Source organism: Candidatus Zixiibacteriota bacterium, assembly GCA_040752815.1.
In the GTDB taxonomy this organism is placed as follows: domain Bacteria; phylum Zixibacteria; class MSB-5A5; order GN15; family FEB-12; genus JAGGTI01.
Genome location: JBFMGC010000013.1, coordinates 1 through 21915 on the forward strand (window position 1 = coordinate 1; position 21915 = coordinate 21915).

Sequence of the window (21915 nt, forward strand, 5' to 3'; positions counted from 1 at the left end):
GGGCCGAGCTGGTCCTGGCCGGACAGGGCGGAAACCGTCAGGAGCTGCTCAACGCGCTCGACTGGATGAACGCCGCACTCTATTCACCCTATCTTGAGACCGAAAACCTGCCACGAATCCTGGACTGCCTGGATCAGATGATAAAGTCGGCGCGTAACCGGGTGAAGGCTCCGGAGGAATACTGGGTCAATGGCGTCGCCGACGGCTACCGTTTCGACAACAATCCTCTCATGCTGACCAGTATCTGCTTCCTCACGCAAGCGCACATGCTCCAGCGTATGCGCTGGCTGCTGACCGATCCCGGCGGACAGGCCGCGCAAACTGAACTGGCAGAGTTCATCGATGCCCTCAGAGCAGCCGGAGACGGCCGCTCGCGACAGGCACTCCTGGACCTCTGCGGGGATATCGAGTCAATGTCCACTGGGGGAGAGTCCTCCGTTCAGAATGAGGTAGCGACTCGATACGCAGCCTTGGGTGAACCTGCAAAGGCCACCGCGGGAGCGCTCATTCAGTCGTTACCGGTTATGCTCGGCGATATTCCGGATGTGTCATTGTCCGCCGATTGGACGTATCTCTGCAACCAGGCCCGGAGCGATCTGCTGGCTTCTCCGTCCGTGGTCCTCACTCGTCTGAAAGAAGTTCTGGCTCTTCTGCGCAGAACGGACAACGCCCGCCTGTTTATGGTGTCCAACACACAGGATCGCACTGCGGCGATGCCGGGGATCGAGGGTCTGACTAATAAACTGGCCAGGGAGCGTTCGACGCGGCAGAGTTACAGCGCCACCCGCCGGGTTCTGGCCCGCCTGAACGAACGCGACAACAACGCCGGCAGCCCAATCATCTATGCCGGGCTGGTTCATCAGGGAACCCAGAATGGTGTTCTGATCTTCTCGGCCCGCATTGCCGATGAGTTTGACACGACAACCGGTGCCGTTATCAACTGCCTGTCCGGCAAACTGTATGGCGGCCGCGGCCCGCACGGACTGTTCACCCGCACCTGGGCCGCGGGCCTGGCCTACAGCAACGGTTACACGTTTAGCCAGCAGACCGGCCGAGTAAACTACTATGCCGAGCGTTGCCCGGATGTGGCCGAGACGATGCGCTTCGTGGTCAACGAACTGAAGAACGCCAAGCCCGACTCGAGCCTCGTCGACTACGCTATTGCCCAGATTTTCCGCTCATCTCGTTCCCAGGGGCGCTACGAGCAACGCGCCGAGGCGATGGCCGCCGACCTGGCCGACGGCTTCACACCGGAAGTAGTCAGGCGCTACAGTGAAAAGGTGTTGCAGATGCGCCGAAATCCCGACCTTTTAAGCAAACTCGAGGGGCAGATGCGAGACGCTTATGGCCCGGTGCTGGTCGGCTACGGACCACCACCGGAGAAAACCACGGACAGTTACTTCTTCTTGATCGGCCCGGAACCGCAGTTCCAGTCGCTCGAAGAGTATATCGCGTCTGAGGAAGGCCCGCACAAAATACATCGCCTATACCCGCGAGACTTCTGGCTGACTCCGTAAACAAGAAAGAGCGGCTTTGAAGTGCTGCGTAAGAGTTGCGGCAGAGCCTGCCCCGGACTTGATCCGGGGTCCTTGTCCGGACCCGATGAAAGAGGGACCGGACCGAGACCTGCCGCCGCGAGCGCTGTCGGGCGACCCTGCCCGACAGCCGTGGCCGGCGTACCTCCCGGTGCGCCAGCTTCTCGACACCGCGCTGGTGGACGAGGACGTCCACCAGTCACGGAATTCACTGAATAATCAGCCGGCTACTGCTTCGCTGCAGCCTTGGCTTCCGCTTCGGCCTTCATCCAATCTTCCATCGCCTGGCGCGTCTTGTCGGTAATTGAATGAAGCTGGGCTACTACCGCCGTGTCAGTGGATGTCGTAATACCGAGTTCGCCACCAGTGAACTCGACATTCTCCCACGACACTCTGTCCATCGGTACCTCGGACCAGGCCTTGCACATGCCGCACTTAGGATGCTCAGCTTCAGTCGGCATTGCCATCCAGCGCTTTTGCATCTCGGCTGAGGCCGCCTTCCACTTCTCTTTCCACTCCGGCTTGTACGTCGTTACCGATATCGAGCCGTTCTTGATATTGTAGTTCTCCCAGCCGAGGTTCTCCATTAAACCCTCGGTCTGAGTCAGCGGCTGACAGTAGTAGCAGTTGGCCGGATCAAGCCACTTCTCGCCTTCCTGCGCCTGAAGCGTGTAGGCGACTATCGCCACTACCGCCATCGCAAGCATGACAACCAACGATTTCCTCATCATGGTCTCCTTAGTTTGAAAGACTCATTTATGTTTTAGGGAACTTGGTGTCCATTTCCCATAATCGGTTTTGCTATCAACTTTTTAGTTTAGTCATTTCAGTTAGGACAAGCAATCCCTTTGAGTGAAATAACTCACAGTCTTTTGCGCGCGGAACTTGATCGATGTAACACATTGATATTAACTCGGATAACTCGAATTTCATAAAGTGCTGCTTTGGGGTGGAAGATATCCGGCGGACCCGTCCGACTATAAGTTGACTGGCTTGCCTGTCGCGCCTATAATGGCGCACAACACGAACGGTTTGCGTGAAAACGCCGTCAGGCGCGGTTGAAATCGGAGGATACGAATCGATGCGGCATATCGGACTCATCACCAGCGGCGGCGATTGCGGCGGCCTCAACGCTGTAGTAAAGGGTGCGGCCCAGATGGCCACCCGCAAGGGGCTATCGGCTTACGCCATCCCTAACGGTTACGCCGGCCTGTACAATCTCGTGGACATGGACTACCTCGTTGAGCTGACCCCCTCGCGCCTCGACACCTTCAGTATCGGACAAGCGGGCTCCGAGGCGGGCCACTCGCGGGTGAAGATCGCGAAGATCAAAGATGAGAAAAAGTACGAGCGCATCAAGGCCGGGCTGGCTAAGTTTCAAATCGACGGCCTGGTCATCAGCGGCGGCGATGACACCGGCGCGGTGGTGGCCGATCTCGCGGCGCGTGGCATTCGCTGTGTGCATGCGCCGAAGACTATGGACCTCGACCTGGTCTCGTACTCGGTCGGCGGCGACTCGACTATAAACCGGATCGGATTTTTCGTTCGAGAATTGAAAACCACTGGCCGCACCCACAACCGCGTGATGGTAGTCGAGGTGTTCGGCCGCTACGCCGGGCACACGGCGTTTCGCGGCGGGGTCGCGGGCGAGGCCGACGCTATTCTGATTCCCGAAATTCCTGTGGATTTCGACGAACTCTACCGCCACTGCAAGAAAGTTTTCACCAAGCGCATCATCGAGTCCGATGTCAAAGCCGGCACCTATACTGTAGTCGTAGCTGAGGGCTTGAAAGATGCATCGGGAAAGGAGATGTACGATGACTCCGCCGGGCTGGACACTTTCGGTCACAAAAAGCTCGCGGGCGCGGGACGCTATGTAGAACAGGAACTGAAGAAACGGCTCATAGCCGATGTCGAAATCAAGCAGTTCATGATCCGGCAGGGGATGTACGTGGACGGTCTGTTCGAAGTGCCCGAAGTCAGAACCGTGGTGCCGTCGCACCTGGTTCGTTCCGGAACGACCTCCGCGTACGACGCCAATTTCGGCATGGTAGCCGGCGCCAACGCCGTGGTTTTGTTGCTTCGTGATTTCTCAGGCGTGACCGTGACCGGATTCTCGAATAACACCGCCTGGTACATGGATATTAAGGACGCTATCAAACAGCGACTGGTTGATCTCAACGAGGTCGCCTGTTTCGAGCAGTTGGGTTTCACTTTTGGCCGAATGCGGCCGGAGTATGAGCCATTCTGCAAGAAAGAGACCCGTTTACCTCAGCGGATATATTAGGTCTGAGTCCTGCTACGTTAAGTGATGACAGCAGTTCAGCGGAGTTCCGCTGATGAAAAGGTGGTCTATCAGTATGGAGATGTCGCCGATTGTGATATCCCCGCTGCAGTTTACATCGACCGACGCCGGGTGGGCCAGTACGATCCCCGGATTGACGAAAAGAAAGTCGGACAGTAGGGTCACATCCGCTATCGTTACGGTGCCATCGTTATTGGTGTCCCCGCAGATGTAGTTCATGAAAATCACTGTAGAGACGTTGGTCCGCAGCCCGTCCGATCGGTGACCATAAACTACCGATCTGTATATGCCGTCTTCGTATCCGGCAATGGGCGCGTTGATCCAGGTGTTGGCATTGGTCATCACGTCGAATCGTGGTCGGCTGTAGATGTTACCCAAACTGTCGTAAACAGTGTGCCGGATACATAAAGCCGCATTGACATTTCGATAAGTGATTACGTCCAATGCGAAGGAATGGTTGGGTATAGTGTAAGTGGTCGGGTTTGAAACGTCCAAAAAGAATGTGCCCATGTCAGAGCCGTTCTTAGAGACCGCGTAGTACCAGGTGGCGGCCAATGCGTCATTCCACATGGCTCCATCCCACAAAATGACATTGTTGTCCGCGCCGACCAGCATGTCCGGCGACACCGAAATCACGTTCATGAGCTGTCCGCCGAGTGAGACTATGGTTATCCGATCACCCGCCGCCACCGGTGAAATCCACATATAGCTCGCTGAGTTCTGGTCCACCGGGTCCATCACGCCGTTTCCAGGAAGCCACTGGTCTCGCCAGCCCAGTTCAGGCGGGGTATAAGAGCACACAGAGCGGTATTCCCGTTTCTAGCAACTCGCAGAATTTGGGTTGCAGAATTCGCAATTGCCGTTATCGGTCTGGAGGTAGCTACTGTGAGGTCCGCAGTCAGTCACGTGATTACAGTCGGGCGCCGGATGATCCTCGTCCCTGTATTCATCTGACGCCCCAAACACATGACTTGCTTCATGTGAGACAACATAATCCATTAAACTGGGGCCCCAGCCGTCGTTGTTGTAAGTCGTCACAACAATAGGTGAACGACCCGGTGAATTGTCTTCGTACATGCTGGAATACGCGAAATAATTGTCTGAAAACCTGTGATTGGCATCATTCTGATCCATGGCCACCGCTATTTCTATCGCCCAGTTGGCTTTGTATGTTCTGCGCAGTTGGTTGGCCAGTTCGTACGCTCCGTCCCACTCATCTGAAACCCCATGAGCGGTGTATATGTCATCCAGCCATCGGAAGTGCCAGTTCAAGTCCGAGTAATAGGGCACGTGCTGATCGTTAATAGGCTCATAGGTCGTGGCTATTTTCTCGACCGGCGGATAGACCCAGACTACTTTCGCTCCTCTTTCAAATGCCTCGTTCGACAGCCAGTCCAGGCCCTGCACGATTTCGTTGAAGGTCTGTTGTTCAGCCGCTGGCCACCAGTTCTCTTAGGTTCCTACCGACTCCATCAGGTAGATTCCTACCGCTACATAACCGATCAGGTACTGTCCGGTCAGGTGATTCAAGAGCGAGGTCTCGGGCGCTTCACCGGGTTCGGTAGGACCTTCGTATGGCGGCTCCGGGATCGAAAGAGCTTCGGCGGGCGGATGGGAAGACTCCGTTTCGAGATGTAAATACGCCGCCCGAGCCGTTTTGGACAACGGCAGGCCAGGCCGGTCGAGCAGGTCCGCGACAGTCAACTGCTGCCAGGATCCGTCTCTCGACAAGAGATTCTTCGAGGAAACGGCCGGAGCTTCAACAATAGCCGCATTCGGCAGGAAAATGTGTCTGACGGTGACACCGCTATCTTCAAGGCGTGCTGACCACGCCAAAGTTGAATCAGAATCCTGAATATTGAATTCGACGAGCAGACGTTGCCGGGCAAAACTGCTGGCACCGAGAAGAATGACGCTCGCAACGACCAATAATTGCCTGAACATGAGCCCCTCCTATTGAGCTACCAACCTAAAATCGATCCCTCTTAGATTGCGGTCTAAGTGAAGCTGCCTCGATTGAGTAACATACCCAGTTTTGTGAACGAAAATGGTAATACGGCCGGCGAGCGCTACGCCTCGGTAGTATCCTGTACTATCCGAGTAGAACGGTGCTATGGCCGGAGGCGGATCAGAATAGGATATACCAGCGGAGTCGAGCCGTATGCCGGAAACTGAATCGCTGACAGTGCCCTCAAAAGAGTACGCCGACGGCGGTCCAGCGCCATCGTCAGCGCAAGACTGAAGCCCCACGACGAGTGCTGCGATACATGTCAGCCATACGATCACACATCGTCCCCTATAACCTTCTATTCGCAACCCGGCCATCAGATTCGATTCTCCGTTTCCTGATGGAAAATAGGCTCTATTAGCCCTGTTTGTCAAGTGAAATCGACGTAGATACCGGCGCTTCGTTTGTCAAATGAAATTTAAGGGAACGGGCCGATTGAACAGCGAGAAGTCACTTCTGACTCCGGGCACAAAAAAGAGCCACCGGGCGGAATCGAACCGTCGACCTACTGATTACGAATCAGTTGCTCTACCATCTGAGCTACGGTGGCTGATATGACGATTGTCGTCAACCAGAGCGGCAAATGTAGTGAATTGGGAGGGGTTGTCAATGGAAAAGGGAGAAGACGATCACAGCACGGCGATGGGACGCCCGTGTCGGGTTTGCCGCTGCATTGGTCCATGCGGCGAACCCGACCTACTATAAACTCCCGACCGCGCTCTCCACCGCCTCAAGTATCTCCCCTGACTTCACCAGCGCCTTCATGGCATCGAGGTCGGGATACAGCGGACGGTCGACATCGAGAAAAGCCACATGCCTGCGGATAACTTCATGCGCTTTCGTAGTGCCAACACCAAACTTGTAGTCACGAATATCCAGCGCTTGCGCGGCGGCCATCAGTTCAATCCCGAGTACACCGTAAGCGTTATCAAGAATCTGCATATTCTTGATCGCCGTGTTCATTCCCATCGATACGAAATCTTCCTGGTCGGCGGCGGCTGGAATTGACTGGATCGATGCCGGCATCGAGAGAATGCGTTGCTCGGCGATCAGACTGTCGGCGGTGTACTGAATCAGCATGAGGCCCGAAAACATACCCGCACCTTTAGTCAGAAACGGCGGCAGGCCGACCGATAGCGCCGGATTGTTCAGCCGGTTCATGCGACGCTCGGACATCACACACACCATCGCGATGGCCGCGCCCATCAGGTCCATCGGCAACGATACCGGCGTCCCCTGGAAATTCGCGCCGGACAACTGCAGGTTCTCATCGGGGAAGAAGATCGGATTGTCGCCCACGCCGTTCAGTTCGATTTCCACCTGCTCTTTTGCGTAGTCCCACGCGTCATGGACCGCGCCGATCACCTGTGGTGTGGAGCGCATCGAATAGGCATCCTGCACTTTGCTCTTCATGCGTCCCTCAGCCAAATCTCCTCCCACAACAATTTTGCGGATCGTCTCGGCGGTGCGGACCGCCCCCTTGAAACCGCGCGCCTCGTGGAGCTTCGCGCTGTACGGTTTCATATTGGCTTTGAGCGCCTCAAGCGACATGGCCGCGGCTATTTCCGCCTGCTTTAGCCAGAGTTTCGAGTCATGCAGAAAGATAGCGCTCATCGCTGTAAGGACGTTGGAGCCGTTGATCACCGCGAGGCCATCGCGGGCCTGCAATCCGGGGATCGGGATTCCAGCACGGTTCATGGCAGTGCGACCGTCGAGAAGCTCGCCCTTATAGTACGCTTTCCCTTCACCGAGCATCAGCAGGGCAATCTGGGACATCGGCGCCAGATCGCCGCAGGCGCCGACAGACCCCTTCTGGCATACATACGGGGTGACACCCTTGTTGAGCATGTCGACCAGCGTCTGCGTGACCTCGGGACGAACCCCGGACTTGCCATGTGCATGGACGTTGATCCGCGCCGCCATCGCCCCGCGCACGTATTCGACTGGGGCGGGATCACCGATACCGGCCGAGTGATTGTAAATCAGGTACTTCTGGAAATCCTTGATCTGATCGTCATTCAGGACAATCTCGGAGAACTCGCCGATCCCCGTATTCACGCCGTACATGATCTCGTGCGCGACGATTTTCTTCTCGAGCATCGCGCGGCACTTTTTGATCCGCTCCACCGCGTCCGGTGGCAGCTCGACCGGCTCACGGTGGCGCGCGATCGCCACCAGTTTGTCAATGGTCAGTTCAGAACCGTTTAGTCTTATAGCCATTTCTATCACCTGTTTTTCGATTGCCCCGTGACGGGGCGTCAGTGCAATGTGGATTCGACTGCGACCGGGCAGTCTGCGCTGAACTACCAGAGCTATTCGTCCTGCAGGCCGGAGGCGCGAAGGGCGTTGTAGGCCGCGGCAAACGACCGGACCGGCGCGGTCACCGGTGAGTATTCAGGGACAAATGTTTTTACGAGTGTGGCCACGGCAGACCTCTGCCCGAAATGTACGCCGCAATTGGCGATTGTCAACCGGTTTGAAAATGGCGATATTTGACCCGTGAGATGGCGTAAAACCGACGACGAGTACCTGCTGCAACTCGACTTTGTCGCCTTCGATACCGAGACTACGGGCATCTGGGCGGCGGCGCATCGAATTGTCGAGATCGGTGCGGTCAAGTTTCGACTGGGCGAGCAGAGAATTCAACGTTTTCAGACGCTTGTGAACCCGGAGAGGGAGATTCCGGCCGAGGTGATCGAAATCCATGGCATCAACAACGCCATGGTCCAGAGCGCTCCGACCATAAAACCGGTGCTTGAACAATTCAGCGACTTCTGCGGGACGGACTCAATCCTGGTCGCTCATAACACCATTTTTGACATCTCCTTTGTCGGCTGCGAGGCCGACCGCGTCGGCGTGCCGCTCATGGAGAATCTGATCATTGACACGGTCGATCTCTATCACAAGTACCGGCCGGGGCTCGATTCCTACTCCCTGCAGTCGCTCATGCGCAAGTTCGGCTTGGGCGCCGACCAGAATCACCGTGCGTCCGATGATGCCTCGCTGGTATGGAAGCTGTTCACGATGGTGGCGCAGGACTTCCCGGTGTTCCATAGCTACGGCGAATTCAAGCGGGCTTTTGCTTTCTATTCGATGTCACAGTGGCGCGGCGATGAGCGTCCGCTGCCGGACCAGTACCGGGAGATATCGCAGGCGGCGAGCGAGGGGCGTGCTCTGGAGATCGTTTACGCAACCAACGGTCAGCCACCGCAGAGCCGGACTATCTGGCCCAAGCGACTGCACAACCTCCGCACCGTTTTCTACGTTACCGCATACTGTGAAAAAGCCCAGGCCGAGCGGACCTTTCGTCTCGACCGCATCCAGAGTTTTCACCTGGCCTAGATTCGTAAAGAGGCTGGGAGACTGACGGCAATCAGTTTCGTTGCCGCAGAGTTGTCTGGTAGAGGCAATCCACCCAGGCGATCAGCGCGAGCGCCATACCGGCCAGCACAATCGTGTTAGCGGGGCCGCCTTCGACGACGAGAGCCCTTTGGACAGTATCCACGGCGCTCGCCAGCGGCGCAACGACCCAGATCGCCACCATATCGGATAGAGGGAACACAGCCGACAGCACGTTCAGCATCGCGACGACCTGCTGCTGCCAGTTCATCACGGCGCCGGCAGCCTGCACAATAATAAGGTCGACAGGCACCTGTCCGACCAACCACAACAGGCTTATGGCCAGACTTGCCAGCCAAATGCCAGCCGACTGCAAGCGGGCACGGGTCCGGCGCGCCCTAAACGGCGGCAGCGAAAAGGTCACTTTTCGGGCGAAATTTTTCGGCAGGATAACTTTGCCGGAGCTCCCCAACTCCACGTACAGGTCGCGATAAGTCTCCATCTCGCTCCGGCAGACCGGGCAGTTATCCAGATGTTCCTGCGAATCGAGGTCTTTCCGATAACGCCCGCCGGAAACACCGATAAGCGGTCCAATCTCTCGGCGGTCCAGCAGCGCCTGGATTTCGATATCGGTCAGATGCCTTACGCGCATAGCTCCTCCAGCGAGTATCTGACCTGCAGGCGCTCCTTCAGTAGCTTGCGCGCCCGGAACAGGTAGCTTTTGACCGTGCCGTCGGGGAGCCGTAAGATCCGGCCGATTTCGGCATAACTCATTTCGTGAAGATGAAACAGGCTGAGTATCGTGCCGTAGATCACCGGCAGCTTGTCGATTTCCTCGCAGACCCGTACCGCCGCTTGCCGGGAGCCTGCCCAGTGCTCCGGGTCGCCCAGCTGAGACATGCAGTCGTCGACACCAATGCCCTCCGGATGGGTGTCATCGTAGAGTGGGAGCCGCTTCTTTTCCAGGTAATTGAGACAGGTGGTGTAGGCGATCCGGGCGATCCAGGTCGAGAGCTTGCAGTCAAAGCGAAACGCCTCGAGATTCTGGTACACCTTGACGAAAACATCCTGGCAGACATCTTCGCGGTCGGTCTCGTTGGGTACCATCCGGAATATCATCTGGCCGACCAGGCGCTCGTGCTCTTTCACCAATTTTTTGAAGGCGGTGGGGTCGCCGCTCAGAATCCGGTCAACCATGTCCCGGGTTTCGCTTCCAGCCTGCCCGTTCATACCCTAATAGACTGGCCGGACAGGTTCAAAGTTGCACTTTTCTGACTGCAACTTTGGCCTCGCGATCCGGTCCAATAAGCCAGGAAACCTGTTGAAAGGACTGACCATGGAAGACGCCATCATTGTCGGAATCATTTTTGCATCGATTGTCGCAATCGTCAAAATCGTGACCGACGCCGTCACGCGACGCCGGATCATCGAGAAAGCCGCCGCCGAACCGCAGGCGAGCAGGGTGCTGTTCGCCCACCCTGAGCTGGTCAATCTCTCGAGTCTGAAATGGGGGATGGTTTTGGTGGGGATCGGACTGGCCTGGCTTTTCTCCCGCTGGATGCCGTACTACTGGCACGAGGAGACCGTATTCGGCCTGATGTTCCTGCTGGCGGGGGTCGGCATGCTCGCGTACTACCCGATCGCCCAGAAGAAGATCAAGAAGATCGAGGAGCGGGAACGCCGCCTGCCTCCGACTGCCTAGGCGGTGTTTTCCTGTCGCTCCATGAAGTGAGCGGTTGGCGTACGTCCTCGTGCTCCAACGGAAGCTATCTCGTAGCAGACGAGGCCCCCGATCACGTCGGGGGCAGGCTCCACCACGCACATCCCCTATGTGCCGTCGGGCAACCCCGCTTGGCGCCTTGATAGCAGCGCGTCACCCCCATAAAATGGCGCCCCGCAGAATCGAACTGCGGACACACGGATTTTCAGTCCGTTGCTCTACCATCTGAGCTAGGGCGCCAGTGATATACTTGGCAAAGATTTGGAAATTTACCCAGAAACCTTACGGTGTCAACCGATAAATGGAGCGCCTCAGAAGATCTCCCCCTTGGTGGTTTTTGCGAACAGCAGACCCAGAGATCCCGCGGACAACACGATCAATAACCAGTTGTATGGATTGCCCGGATTGAACAAGGCCAGGACTACGACTAAGCCGTGAAGACCGATCAGGCCATACCAGCCCCACCGCTTGCGGTCGCGAAAACCGACCACAATAGTGACCAGAACTATGCCGATGAGGAGAAAGACCAGGAACTTGCCGGTCTCGGTATAATCGCGGTCGAGTATTCCGAGTATGATACTAACTCCGCCGTAGAGCATGAAAACCAGCGCCAGTATATAGCCGTACCATTTGGCCACCAGAAATGACCAGGGTGCGCGAGCTGTCGACGATTCTGAAATCTTGTCGCCCATCGCGATTACCTTTCCTCACCGAGAATGCCGGCGCCGATAAAACCGGCGCTGTTGCCCAGGCTCGCCTTAACCACGCGGAGCTTTTCACCGGCCGAGTCACACACCCGGCCGCGAATCTCCTGGGCCACCGCTTCCACGAAACCGGCGCCGCCGTCGGCAACGCCCCCTCCTACTATTACTAACTCAGGGTTCAAAAGATTCACCACCCCGGCCAGCCCCATCGCTAGGTATCGGGCCGTCTCGGCGATCACGTCGAGAGCGATCTCATCGCGCTGCTTGGCCGCTGCGAATAGTTTCTTAATGCTCAGTTCGTCCGGATCGCCAGTCAGCACTTCCTCGAACACCGGCGTGAGGTGATCGCCCAGCTTGGCGCGGCAACGGGCAAGGATTGCTGACGACGAGCAGAAAGCCTCGATGCACCCTTTGTTGCCGCACCCGCACGCGGGGCCGTTGGGATCAATCGACATGTGGCCGATTTCGCCCGCCGCCGACGTGACCCCTCGCCAGAGCTTGCCGTTCAGGATAACCCCGCCTCCCACTCCGGTGCCAACCGCCACACATACAAGCGACTGATATCCTGCGCCTGCGCCGAAACGATGTTCCGCCAGGGCGACCGCGTTGACATCGTTATCGACCCACACCGGCACATTCAGACGCTCGCGCAGGAAATTGCCGATCGGCGTCCCTTTCCATCCCACAATGTTCGGCGACATGCCAACCACCCGACCGGTTTTGAAGTCCACTGTACCCGGCGTCCCCACGCCCAACCCTGCCACCTCGAGGCTTTCTTCGGCAGCATGCAAGAGCAGTCTCTCGCCGATATTGCCGATCAGATGCAACAGCGGTTCCGGGCCTTTCTCTGCCAGGGTGGGGCGCTGTTCCTTGAATAGCACCTTCCCCTTGCAGTCAACCAGGCCGTATTTGATGTTGGTCCCGCCGATGTCGATTCCGGCGTATGCGGGCTGATCCGACATTACTGACTCTCCCCTGCGGCGCCGCCGGCGACTGCCGGCGGTTGCGAGGCTCTCGCCTCCGACTTCTTCGAAAACACCAATGCTACGACCAGGTAGGCAACGACCCAAAAGGCGAGGATGACGTGCACCGCCTCCAAACCAATGACTCGCCGCTGAACAAATAGCGGCAGGAATCGCGCCGCGGCATTGGCGATTAACGCTCCTACGAAAGCATATCCCAGGCGCACGGTCGTATCAGACAGGAACCGACCGAGGAGCGCTCCTGATGCAGTGTGCAGAACAATCAGGCAGGCGCGTTCGAGCAGGGGCCAGTCGAAGAGCAGCGTAATCTGCCAGCCAGCCACATAAACAGCCTCAGCAAGTCCGAATCCCGCTCCCAGGAAGGCGCCCAACCCGGTCAGGCGATAGGCGCGAACTTTCAAAGTCCGCTGTAATGTCAATGACGCACCCAACATCAAGCCGACCTGGACAAAACCGGTGATAACAGGCAGGACAGCACCTCGAATATACAGACCGCTCCCGCTTGCCTGAGCCAGGTCCAGCCACTCGGTTGCTATGTATACGAGCATCGGGTTAAACACTAGGGGCATGAGGGCGAACAGCACCGCTCCACCGGCCAGATAGAGATAAGCCTCCGGCCATCGGAGTGAGCGCCAGGCCAGAAGCAGGATCGCCGCAGCAGCAACGAACAGAAAGGCGACATAGTGCGGCAGTTTCAAAACCAGCAGCTTCAGGGAGAATGGCGGACGCACTGGAGTGGCCGCCTGGGAGGTCCGGTCGGTGGGAGCGCGCCTGACCACATCCTGGTACACCCTGATATTCTGGTCGAGCATGTCCACCCTGACCAGTCGTTTGTCCGGCGTAAAGTATAGCTGATAGTTGCCCGGCTCGGTCAGTTTGATGACGAACACTGAATCAATCTTGCCCTTGTAAATCTCCTGCCACATAAACCAGATGACCTGACCGGCAATATGAGTTGACATCAGCGACTGCGGCATGAACACTGAATCATCGAACCGTGTGCCGATCTGCAGATCGCGCATAGCCAGGTAGATTTCGAGCTGGTCGATCAGATAGCTGTCCCACATGAACCTCCCCGGCACGAGCGGCAAGGCGACATCTCTCTTTGTCCCGGCCCGAGTGTAATAGCCGGCGAGGCGATCTATGGTCAGCTTGAGATTCAACTGTTCAGCGGAATCTCGCGGTCCAATCTGGTACTCGCACCCGGCAAAACCGCCGCGGGGGGTCACATAACACTCGCCCGCAAGGGCGACTTTGCCCTCCATGTCTAATTTGGCGTAGTCAATTTCGAGCGACTCCCGAAGGATGAGCGCATTCTGATCGTCAATCTCCCGGTAACCGGTGATCGCCGAAGTGAGTTGGCCGAATGTGGTCTGACGGGCATAGAACGCCCAGACACGGAGATCACCCACCGGGCGGAAACTCTCGAGCGATCTGGTTGCCGCCACGAATCGCTTCGCCACCGCGCCTCGCGGTAGCGTATCCGCCTCCTGCCCATAGAGCAAGGGACTCATCGCCAGCAGGCACAACCAACAAGGCCAGAACTTTTTCATGCGGCCCGAAGATAGACCAAAACCTGCGGCAGTCAAACTAAATCAAGGCGCCATAGGACTCAGTCCTGTTCAGCAGTCATCGGACCGGGTCAGGGGATTGACGCAACCGTTCCCCATCGCTGCGACACACTACGCGAATCCGACCAATACGATGTCGCGTGATTTCTGGCGGAACGGTTTGGACATGGCCAGGTCGCTGTAACGTCGAATCTGAGCGAACCCTGCCCGTTTCATCTCGCTCTCGAGACGTTCCGGCGTGAAGCTGTCGAATTTATGGCTGAAGACCTCGAACTGAAACGGCGTGACACTGAGGTCCAGCCGGACGACGGTCAACTCGTGGCTGTTGCCCTGACGCCGGGCAAACCGCAGGTACCCCAGCGCACCTGCCTGGGTGGCTCGCACCGGCATGATCTCGCCGTCCTTCAGAGCGGCCAGGTTCAGGGCCTGAATCACCACCACGCCACCGGCTCGCAGGACACGCCGGAATCCCTGCAGGCTCAGTCTGAGGTTCTTCAGATTGCCCACACCCGAGATTGAGTTGGCCAGGCAGACCACCAGATCGAAGCGATGGTTGAACCGGCGTGGGAGTTTTTCAAAGTGTCCGTGCTGAAAGCGGATCGGCAGCGCCGTTCCCTCGTGCGCTCTTCGCGCCTCGGATATCATCCGGCGGGAACGATCCAAACCGACCGCGCTCACCCCCTGCTCGGCAAACAGTCGCGAGGTCAGTCCCACGGCGCAGCCGGCATCAAGTACCGCGGCCGGATGAAACCTCTCCACGAGAGCGCGAACCTCCTCGCGGTGGGTCTTCTCCCGCACCTGAGCGTTGGTCAGGATATTGTACTCGTGGGCGTACTTGTCGAAAAAAGATTCGGATTTCACGGTTCACCTTTACGGGTGAACATAACCCCCCTGGTTGGCGCGGTCAATCCTCTCCATGTACTGTTGATCGGTGACCGCGTTCGCCCACGGTCCGAACAGCTTGAAACCGAGCAGCGACACCCAGAAGACGAGCAGAAACGCCGCCGCCCACCGGACAGTCGGAACCGTCACGCGCCGCGATACCGTCTTGATCTCGAGCGTCTTCTTCACCGGGCAGGAGTCGACACACGCCATACAGCCGATACACTCATCCGAGACGACCTCCGCTACCTTGTCGACTTTAATGAATGCCGGACAGACCTTGCTGCAGGCCGAGCAATCGATACAGGAATCGGCGTTGCGGCGAATCCTTGTCGGCGATATCAGACCGAGTATACCCAGCAGCGCCCCGTACGGGCAAAGGTACCGGCACCAGAACCCGCGGGCAACAAACGACAGCAGGAACAGGGCAACAACGACGATCAGCGCCAGCCGGGTGATATCAGTGAAGAAACGGAGCATCAGGATGTCGGTGACGATGTTGTAATCGGAGTAGACAAAACTCTTGATGCTCGCCGGAGTCATGGAGATCATCACCGCCCAGAGAAAGAACGCCAGGAGCAGGTATTTGATCGAACGCAGGGGATAATCGAGCCAGCGCGGGGGGCGCAGTCGGCGTCCCCACAGCTTGTCCGCTATATCGCCGATGAGCTCCGAGATAAAACCGATCGGGCAAACCCAGGAACAGAAACCCTTCTTGAATAGAAACGCCGTGAGGAGAACCACAACCAGAATGATTAGCCCGGCGGGGCGGATCTCATTTATGTTTCCGGTCTCCCACCAGTAGCGCAGCGACACCAGCGAGCCGATTGGCAGCCACCCCTCCACGCCGGGCGGCCGCGCGACCTGTAAGGCGGCTCCTTTGTTCTGGATGTAATCCACCCACAGATAGAACTGGACACCGATCCAGATATTGACCCCCAGTGCAAACACCTGGGCCCAGAAGCGGATTCTCTGAACCCCGCGATCAATCCGGTCTCGTCTAACGGGCTTCTCTTTCAGAATATCACGAGGCACAGCCGTTCGAGTAGCCATAGTCTGATGATATATTCAAACGACCAATTTTGTCTTGATTCTAGTCAAAAGAAAAGAGATCAGACTCGACCGAGCAGTTGCCTGATTCGAGTAACAAGTTGAGCGCGTGGGACATCCTCCTGGAAGCCTTCAGCTTTGAGCCAGTCTCCACGGTCGGAGGTATCACCGGATTTCGAGGCCCCCGCAGCCAGATTCTTAATCCGGACCTGGCCGGCCTCGAACTCATTTGAACCGGCTATGATGGCTAGCGGGATACCGACTTTGTCGGCGTACTTGATCTGGCGCGTAAGGTTTTTCGTGTCACCCGAGAAGATCTCGCTGTTGATCCCCGCTTCGCGCAGTTCTCGCAGCATGTGAAGATAGTCCCCCAGCCGGGACTGATCCATCACCGTAACCAGAACCTGCGAGGTCGTCCGGGGTAACTGGAGAGCTTTCAGCTCGATGAGCGCCGCCAGCAGGCGATCGACTCCAATAGAGGACCCTACAGCAGGCACGGCCTGACTTTGAAATCTCTCCACCAGATTGTCGTAGCGGCCACCTGAAAAAACCGAGCCATAGGCCGGAAGATCGAGCAAGGTTGTCTCGAACACCGTGCCGGTGTAATATCCCAGTCCGCGGACAATAGTGAAATCGATTACCGCCTTGCGGTCATCCACGCCCATGTCCTGCAGGTGCTGTTTCACCTGGTTCAACTCAATCAGACCTTCGGCCGACACGGTAATAGATCCCAACTCGCGTTCGATCCAAGCCAGGCTACCGGACTCAGCGACAAGTACTTCATCCACGAACCTCCCGAGTCTGCCAATCTGCTCCTTCGGCAGATCGAGACCGGGTATCTTCGCGCCCGATTCATCTACCCGCCCTGACGCGAGCTCTGCCATCACCGCCTTTGCGCCCTGTCTCTCGAATTTATCGAGCACCCGCATAACATCGGGACCGCGCTCCGGCGGCATTCCTGCCCACGCGACGAGTCCGTTAAGGACCTTTCGGTTGGAATAACGTACCTTGAAACGTTCAATGCCGAGTCGCTCCATCGTGCCGACCATCGCGGCGACAATCTCAGCATCGGCGAGCATGTTGCGCGTGCCCACTATGTCAATGTCGAACTGCATGAACTCACGGAATCGGCCCGGCCCCGGTTTGTCCGCGCGCCAGACGTTGCCATACTGGTAGCGCCGGAACGGGAGCGGCAGATCGGGCTGCGACGCCACATAGCGCGCCAGCGAGAGCGTGAATTCGTAGCGCAGCGCCATCTCGACATCATCCGGCCCGCGAAATCCGAACAGCTCGGCGAGCGAGTCGCGCGTATAGTGCGGGCCGAGCAAGATGTCGGCTCCCTCAATCGAGGCCGTCTGCAGCGGCTGAAACCCGAGAAGTTCGACCGCCCGGCGAATCCTGCCGATCATCTCCTCGCGAGCCGCCTGCTGGTCGGGGGGATAATCGCGAAACCCCTTCAGCAACTGCGCCTTTACTCGTTGCGGTTTTATCTTATCGGTCTTGCCCATGTCAATTCGGACGTGTCGTTCGTGTCCAAGGTGACAAACTACACTTCCACCGCTCGTGAGAAAGTTTTTTTTAAGTGAATCGCCCCGCCACTGACTATTCCATCCCCCGCCGCGGTCGGCAGACCGACCCCCGTCACTCTATTCGATCTATCCAAGGCTGGATGGAAAACCGGTCGACCAGCTCGTTCATGAGAACGGTCGCCTCGGCAACCGACTTGAATTGCCCCACCCTCACGCGATAGTAGGTTCGGTTGTCATAGGTTATCGTAGTGACAAACGGTTGGTAGCCTCGCTCTGTGTAGACGCTCACCAGATATCGCGCGTATTCCGGGGTTTCCGAAGACGCGATCTGCACCGTGTAGCCGCCGCCGCTCGGAGCGGGCGGCATCGGGCCGGGCGACTCCACGGGACGAGAAGTCTCAACCGCGGACGGCGGCTCGGGTTTCGTTTCCGGCTGGGGCCGCACCTCGGGAGGCAGCGCCGCCGGATCGGCCACAGCCGACTGAGCGGGATCAGACTCCGCTTGCGCGGTGGTTTCGGCGCTTGACGCCGAGGGATCGAGGCTTGCACTATCGTTGGCCTCGAGATCCCGGACTTCCTGTTCCAGTCTCGCCGCTTCTTTCTGCTTCTCGGAGCATCCGTGTGTAACTGCCAGCATCAAACCGGCGAGCAATAGCATTTTAAGCGATCTCATAACACCTCCTCAGGCGCCGGGTTATGGCCTCGACTCATCGGGAACCGCCTGTTGTCTGAGGCATATAAACCAGCGCCGGGTCGGTCGTGTCAAGAAGTTTAGCGAAGCCCCTCTCAAGTAAAGCCTTGATAACGGTGCGGGCTTGTGATACCATAGGCGGCTGTAAGGTCAACGCTATGAGATTATACGACGATTTGTTGGAACTGGTCGGCAATACGCCGATGCTGCGCCTGAGAAGCGGCATCCCTAATCCGGGCCCCCGCGCCTATGTCAAACTGGAGTTTCTCAATCCCACCGGATCGGTCAAGGACCGTATGGTGCTGCACGTCGTGCGCAAAGCGCTCCGTAACGAACGTCTCAAACCGGGCGATACGATCATTGACAACACGTCGGGTAACACCGGCGTAGCGATGGGTATGGTTGCGGCGAGAACCGGCCTGCGCGCGATAGTGGTCACTCCGGACAAAACCAGCCAGGAAAAAATAGACCTGATACGCTCGTTCGGCGCCGAGGTGATTGTTACCCCGACCACCGCCACCCACGATGACCCTGCGGGCTGTTGGGCGGTCGCCCGGAAACTGGCCCGCGAGAGCGGGTATTTCGACCTCGATCAGTATGACAGCCAGGACAATGTCGAGGCCCATTATCTCACCACCGGGCCGGAGATCTGGGACGACACCGGCGGCCTGATCACTCATTTCGTCTGCGGCATAGGAACCGGCGGCACGTTTTCGGGGGCGGCTCGGTACCTGAGGGAAGAGAACCCGGCGATAAAACTGATCGCGGTCGATCCGGAAGGTTCCATATTCGCGGAGTACATCCGAAGTCGGCGGATCACCGAGGCCACAATCTACAAGGTTGAGGGGATCGGCTCCGATGTCATCACCAAAGCGCTTCACCCTCACCTGGTGGATGAGGTAATCACCGTATCGGACAGGGATGCCTTCAACCGGGCCCGGCAGATAGCCCGCGAGGAAGGTATCTCGGCAGGGGGATCATCGGGTGCGGTGGCGGTCGCCATGGAGCAGGTCGCCGCCCAGGCCGGCTCCGACGCGCTGATCGTTGGGGTCTTCGCCGACGCGGGCACTCGTTATCTCAGCAAATGTTTCAACGACCAGTGGATGCGTCAACACGGGTTCTTGCAGACAACGGAGGAAGTGAAGTCATGACGTTGCGCACGGCGCTTGCAGCGGCTGTGTTGGTATGCCTGGGGCCATTGGCTCCCGCTTTCGCGCAGCAACTGCCGGATCTAAGATTCACCGAGGAACGGTTCGATATCGGCTGTGTCGGCGTAGATTTCAAGATCAGGCACACGTTCCGGATGGTCAATCACGGCGCACAACCGATTCATATCGATACCGTCACCGCGCATTGTGATTGCACTGAGGTTCGCTTTAGGGACTCGACTGTCGCCCCGGGAGATACCGCCGAGATTCTGATGATTTTCAGTACCGCCAATTTCTATGGGTTTGTCGAAAAAGATGTTCGGGTGGTCTCCAATGATCCCAAAATGCCGGCCCAGGAGATTCTCTACTCCGCGGTTGTCGGACAGTGGCTTTTAAGGGTCGAACCCAAGCCGACCCACGTAATCTTCCTGCCGCCTCAGCGGACCCGGACTGCCGAACTGGTTAACCATGCCCTGGACAAAATCAGCGTAAAGGACGTCTACATCGAAGATCCTTTCGTTGACATCAAGATAGTCGACGGTGAAGCGTCAAAGGGAGAAACTGTCAAATTCGAGCTAACCCCAAAAACCGATCTTCCCTCCGGCACCCACCTGACTAATTATACCGTGACTATAAACCCGCACCGCGACGCGCCTCCCCTGCGGATTACGATTCCTGTAAAAGTAGCCAGGTACTAGGGGCCGAAGCAGACCAATCTCATACGGCAGAGGCTGCATGCCGTGCAGGGGACGTCCTTGTCTGCCACGAACGGTCGGTGTGTCACGTGAGACTGTTCGCATATCTTATCCAAAGACGCTGTCTCAAAACCTCGTTCTATTGCGTTAGGTTTTGCTTCGGGCCCGACTCGCCCTGCGGGCCGGGCTCGAAGTGTGACCTGACGCCGCTACCGTCAAACATACTGCGGCGGCAGGACTTAGTCGGGGCCCTCTTCCATCGGGTCCGGACAAGGACCTGCCGCAACACTTTTCGACTTTCGCGACAGCCTCCAAATGTCGTGTCACCCGTTGCTATTCCTGAATGGTCTGGAGTCCCCCCAAAAAGAAAAGGCCGCCATGAAAAGGGCGGCCTTTTAATATCGGTTCAGCCTAAACAGCCTTCTCGATGCAGTCCACCGGGCAGACTTCCACGCAATGGGGGCCATCGGCCTGATCCTCACACTCGTTGCAGGTGTCAGGATTAATGATATAGATGTCACCCTCGGTGATAGACTCGGTAGGACACTCCGGCAAGCACAGACCGCAGGCGGTGCATTCGTCGGTGATTGTCATGGCCATAGAAAAACCTCCAGGCAAAGTTCCAAGTTCGCAGCCAAATTCGCGGGCCAATATATGCAAACCGGTCTCCCGATCAAGAACATTATTGAGCATTAAAGAGTTCGCCGGGATGTGCCTCGATCAGTGCACCCCTCCCCTTCATAGCCCGTCTCAGACTAACCAACTACGGACAGCTCGGGAGTACGTCGAGCTCGCCGAACAGGTAATCGATCAGCACCGTAATATCGCCGATAGACACATCGTCCCAATCGAGCGGCGGGTCTAGAAGCGTGCCCGACAGATTGACATCGCACTCGGCTATGCAGGGCGGTTCCGGCTCGCCCAGAAAGAGAAACCCGATTAAGGTAGTGATGTCGCCTATGGTAGGCTCATCTCCTCCGATGCCATTGGCATCGCCAACCTGCCCGCTGCAGCAGTTTACCACAAAGCAGCGCACCCCGCCCCAGGTTGGTTCGATAAGGCCGTCAGGATTCGCCCATTCCCAAGCTGCCCCGGGAGCGGCCTGGCAGGTATCGATACAGATGTGGCGCCCGTTGTCGTCGGGATCGGAGCTGAACTCAATTGTTAGTGTGAGGTTGTTGAACCCAGCCGGCAGACCCCCGCCCGGGGCAGAATTGACCCCGGCAAGCACAACCACCACCGTGTCCTGGCCGGTGGTATTCCCGCCCCCGGTGGGCTGAGGAAAGCCGTACCCCGCGCCGCCACCGATCTTGTTAAAGTGATTAACGAAGACCTGGTGCCACCCGAGGCCGGTGAACGCCCCCATAGCCGTCCCCTGGACAGACACCCAGTCGGCTCCGTCAGGCGAATAGATCTTGAACCCGTTGGCAGTCAGGTAGCTGCGACCGGGCGGCGCGCCCGCCGCGTTGTAGCGGAGGGTCAGGGCGTGAGTTAACCCACCGGCAAGTATTGAATCGTGGGAGACATTAGTAATGCTGTGAATCGTAATCGAGGTCTGAGCCGATACGGAGGCGGCAATCAGCGCCAGGCATCCGATCGTAAGGAAACTTGCGGCCTTCATAGCATCTCTCCTGAGCAGACTCGTGACGCGACTGTTCGCAATAATGTGAGAACACACACGGGTATGTCCTTGCCGTCACCGGCAACATAAGTCGGACACAACCGCTTGTCAAAGCTTTTTGCAGGTCAGGTTGC

Annotated in this window: 22 protein-coding genes and 2 tRNA genes; 6 read left to right on the forward strand and 18 right to left on the reverse strand. The window is 57.6% G+C overall.

The annotated features are described in order from the left end of the window. On the forward strand, positions 1-1517 hold a 1517-nt coding region (locus AB1772_05080; protein MEW5795717.1), incomplete at its 5' end, for a hypothetical protein. Positions 1518-1762: 245 nt separating this feature from the next. On the opposite strand, the gene AB1772_05085 is transcribed toward AB1772_05080, so the two are convergent. Next, complete coding sequence (locus AB1772_05085; protein MEW5795718.1) at positions 1763-2266, reverse strand: hypothetical protein; 504 nt, start codon at positions 2264-2266, stop codon at positions 1763-1765. A 350-nt stretch (positions 2267-2616) separates the two neighbouring features. On the opposite strand from AB1772_05085, the gene AB1772_05090 reads away from it, so the two are divergent. After that, positions 2617-3822 (forward strand): 6-phosphofructokinase, encoded by a 1206-nt coding sequence (locus AB1772_05090; GenBank protein ID MEW5795719.1) that lies wholly within the window; start codon positions 2617-2619, stop codon positions 3820-3822. A gap of 12 nt (positions 3823-3834) precedes the next feature. On the opposite strand, the gene AB1772_05095 is transcribed toward AB1772_05090, so the two are convergent. The 5 genes from AB1772_05095 to AB1772_05115 all read right to left on the reverse strand — a co-directional run bounded on the left by AB1772_05095 (position 3835) and on the right by AB1772_05115 (position 8068). Then, positions 3835-4578, reverse strand: coding sequence for a dockerin type I domain-containing protein (locus tag AB1772_05095; protein MEW5795720.1), 744 nt, complete (start codon positions 4576-4578; stop codon positions 3835-3837). 81 nt (positions 4579-4659) lie between these two features. Continuing rightward, positions 4660-5247, reverse strand: a complete 588-nt coding sequence (locus tag AB1772_05100; protein MEW5795721.1) for a hypothetical protein — start codon at positions 5245-5247, stop codon at positions 4660-4662. Positions 5248-5292: 45 nt separating this feature from the next. Beyond that, the gene (locus tag AB1772_05105; protein ID MEW5795722.1) at positions 5293-5784 is read right to left on the reverse strand and encodes a hypothetical protein; all 492 of its coding nucleotides are present in this window, start codon (positions 5782-5784) and stop codon (positions 5293-5295) included. Between the two features lie 541 nt (positions 5785-6325). Continuing rightward, positions 6326-6398, reverse strand: a tRNA-Thr gene (locus AB1772_05110). Between the two features lie 149 nt (positions 6399-6547). Further along, positions 6548-8068: an aromatic amino acid ammonia-lyase gene (locus AB1772_05115; GenBank protein MEW5795723.1), complete on the reverse strand. Its 1521-nt coding sequence runs from the start codon at positions 8066-8068 to the stop codon at positions 6548-6550. 279 nt (positions 8069-8347) lie between these two features. Here AB1772_05115 and AB1772_05120 point away from each other — a divergent pair, with 279 nt between their 5' ends. Further along, positions 8348-9190 (forward strand): exonuclease domain-containing protein, encoded by an 843-nt coding sequence (locus tag AB1772_05120; protein MEW5795724.1) that lies wholly within the window; start codon positions 8348-8350, stop codon positions 9188-9190. Between the two features lie 31 nt (positions 9191-9221). Here AB1772_05120 and AB1772_05125 read toward each other — a convergent pair whose 3' ends face one another. Beyond that, the gene (locus AB1772_05125) at positions 9222-9839 is read right to left on the reverse strand and encodes a hypothetical protein (protein ID MEW5795725.1); all 618 of its coding nucleotides are present in this window, start codon (positions 9837-9839) and stop codon (positions 9222-9224) included. Further along, positions 9830-10384 carry a sigma-70 family RNA polymerase sigma factor gene (locus AB1772_05130; protein ID MEW5795726.1) on the reverse strand — a complete coding sequence of 185 codons (555 nt, stop codon included), beginning with the start codon at positions 10382-10384 and terminating at the stop codon, positions 9830-9832. Before AB1772_05130 ends, AB1772_05125 begins: the two co-directional genes overlap by 10 nt. Positions 10385-10508: 124 nt before the next feature. Between AB1772_05130 and AB1772_05135 the strand changes: the two genes are divergently transcribed. Then, positions 10509-10889 carry a DUF6249 domain-containing protein gene (locus AB1772_05135; protein MEW5795727.1) on the forward strand — a complete coding sequence of 127 codons (381 nt, stop codon included), beginning with the start codon at positions 10509-10511 and terminating at the stop codon, positions 10887-10889. A gap of 185 nt (positions 10890-11074) precedes the next feature. Here the strand turns inward: AB1772_05135 and AB1772_05140 are convergent. From AB1772_05140 to AB1772_05175, 8 genes are all read right to left on the reverse strand, one after another. Then, positions 11075-11147 (reverse strand) — tRNA-Phe (locus tag AB1772_05140). Between the two features lie 71 nt (positions 11148-11218). Further along, positions 11219-11599, reverse strand: coding sequence for a hypothetical protein (locus AB1772_05145; GenBank protein MEW5795728.1), 381 nt, complete (start codon positions 11597-11599; stop codon positions 11219-11221). 5 nt (positions 11600-11604) lie between these two features. Continuing rightward, on the reverse strand, positions 11605-12573 hold the full coding sequence (locus AB1772_05150; protein MEW5795729.1) for an ROK family protein: 969 nt from the start codon (positions 12571-12573) through the stop codon (positions 11605-11607). Continuing rightward, positions 12573-14108 (reverse strand): hypothetical protein, encoded by a 1536-nt coding sequence (locus AB1772_05155; protein ID MEW5795730.1) that lies wholly within the window; start codon positions 14106-14108, stop codon positions 12573-12575. The genes AB1772_05150 and AB1772_05155 overlap by 1 nt, the downstream gene beginning before the upstream one ends. A gap of 168 nt (positions 14109-14276) precedes the next feature. Then, positions 14277-15026, reverse strand: a complete 750-nt coding sequence (locus tag AB1772_05160) for a methyltransferase domain-containing protein (protein ID MEW5795731.1) — start codon at positions 15024-15026, stop codon at positions 14277-14279. A 9-nt stretch (positions 15027-15035) separates the two neighbouring features. After that, complete coding sequence (locus tag AB1772_05165; GenBank protein MEW5795732.1) at positions 15036-16100, reverse strand: 4Fe-4S binding protein; 1065 nt, start codon at positions 16098-16100, stop codon at positions 15036-15038. Between the two features lie 59 nt (positions 16101-16159). Then, positions 16160-17605, reverse strand: coding sequence for a histidine--tRNA ligase (hisS, locus tag AB1772_05170; GenBank protein MEW5795733.1), 1446 nt, complete (start codon positions 17603-17605; stop codon positions 16160-16162). Between the two features lie 133 nt (positions 17606-17738). Next, a complete protein-coding gene (locus AB1772_05175; protein MEW5795734.1) occupies positions 17739-18299 on the reverse strand; it encodes an SPOR domain-containing protein in 561 nt (186 codons plus the stop codon). A 176-nt stretch (positions 18300-18475) separates the two neighbouring features. Between AB1772_05175 and AB1772_05180 the strand changes: the two genes are divergently transcribed. Beyond that, complete coding sequence (locus AB1772_05180) at positions 18476-19468, forward strand: cysteine synthase family protein (protein ID MEW5795735.1); 993 nt, start codon at positions 18476-18478, stop codon at positions 19466-19468. Beyond that, positions 19465-20163, forward strand: coding sequence for a DUF1573 domain-containing protein (locus AB1772_05185; protein MEW5795736.1), 699 nt, complete (start codon positions 19465-19467; stop codon positions 20161-20163). The genes AB1772_05180 and AB1772_05185 overlap by 4 nt, the downstream gene beginning before the upstream one ends. Positions 20164-20571: 408 nt before the next feature. On the opposite strand, the gene AB1772_05190 is transcribed toward AB1772_05185, so the two are convergent. Next, entirely contained in the window at positions 20572-20760 is a 189-nt protein-coding gene (locus AB1772_05190) for a 4Fe-4S binding protein (GenBank protein MEW5795737.1), read from the reverse strand. Positions 20761-20923: 163 nt separating this feature from the next. Further along, entirely contained in the window at positions 20924-21781 is an 858-nt protein-coding gene (locus AB1772_05195) for a hypothetical protein (protein MEW5795738.1), read from the reverse strand. Positions 21782-21915: the final 134 nt, after the last annotated feature.

Coding starts and splice junctions, on each gene's coding strand:
- AB1772_05175 (MEW5795734.1), bottom strand. CDS start 18,299: ATGAGATCGCTTAAAATGCTATTGCTCGCCGGTTTGATGCTGGCAGTT.
- AB1772_05150 (MEW5795729.1), bottom strand. CDS start 12,573: ATGTCGGATCAGCCCGCATACGCCGGAATCGACATCGGCGGGACCAAC.
- AB1772_05115 (MEW5795723.1), bottom strand. CDS start 8,068: ATGGCTATAAGACTAAACGGTTCTGAACTGACCATTGACAAACTGGTG.
- AB1772_05130 (MEW5795726.1), bottom strand. CDS start 10,384: ATGGTTGACCGGATTCTGAGCGGCGACCCCACCGCCTTCAAAAAATTG.
- AB1772_05195 (MEW5795738.1), bottom strand. CDS start 21,781: ATGAAGGCCGCAAGTTTCCTTACGATCGGATGCCTGGCGCTGATTGCC.
- AB1772_05090 (MEW5795719.1), top strand. CDS start 2,617: ATGCGGCATATCGGACTCATCACCAGCGGCGGCGATTGCGGCGGCCTC.
- AB1772_05145 (MEW5795728.1), bottom strand. CDS start 11,599: ATGGGCGACAAGATTTCAGAATCGTCGACAGCTCGCGCACCCTGGTCA.
- hisS (MEW5795733.1), bottom strand. CDS start 17,605: ATGGGCAAGACCGATAAGATAAAACCGCAACGAGTAAAGGCGCAGTTG.
- AB1772_05190 (MEW5795737.1), bottom strand. CDS start 20,760: ATGGCCATGACAATCACCGACGAATGCACCGCCTGCGGTCTGTGCTTG.
- AB1772_05105 (MEW5795722.1), bottom strand. CDS start 5,784: ATGTTCAGGCAATTATTGGTCGTTGCGAGCGTCATTCTTCTCGGTGCC.
- AB1772_05125 (MEW5795725.1), bottom strand. CDS start 9,839: ATGCGCGTAAGGCATCTGACCGATATCGAAATCCAGGCGCTGCTGGAC.
- AB1772_05095 (MEW5795720.1), bottom strand. CDS start 4,578: ATGGACCCGGTGGACCAGAACTCAGCGAGCTATATGTGGATTTCACCG.
- AB1772_05185 (MEW5795736.1), top strand. CDS start 19,465: ATGACGTTGCGCACGGCGCTTGCAGCGGCTGTGTTGGTATGCCTGGGG.
- AB1772_05155 (MEW5795730.1), bottom strand. CDS start 14,108: ATGAGTCCCTTGCTCTATGGGCAGGAGGCGGATACGCTACCGCGAGGC.
- AB1772_05165 (MEW5795732.1), bottom strand. CDS start 16,100: ATGGCTACTCGAACGGCTGTGCCTCGTGATATTCTGAAAGAGAAGCCC.
- AB1772_05085 (MEW5795718.1), bottom strand. CDS start 2,266: ATGATGAGGAAATCGTTGGTTGTCATGCTTGCGATGGCGGTAGTGGCG.
- AB1772_05180 (MEW5795735.1), top strand. CDS start 18,476: ATGAGATTATACGACGATTTGTTGGAACTGGTCGGCAATACGCCGATG.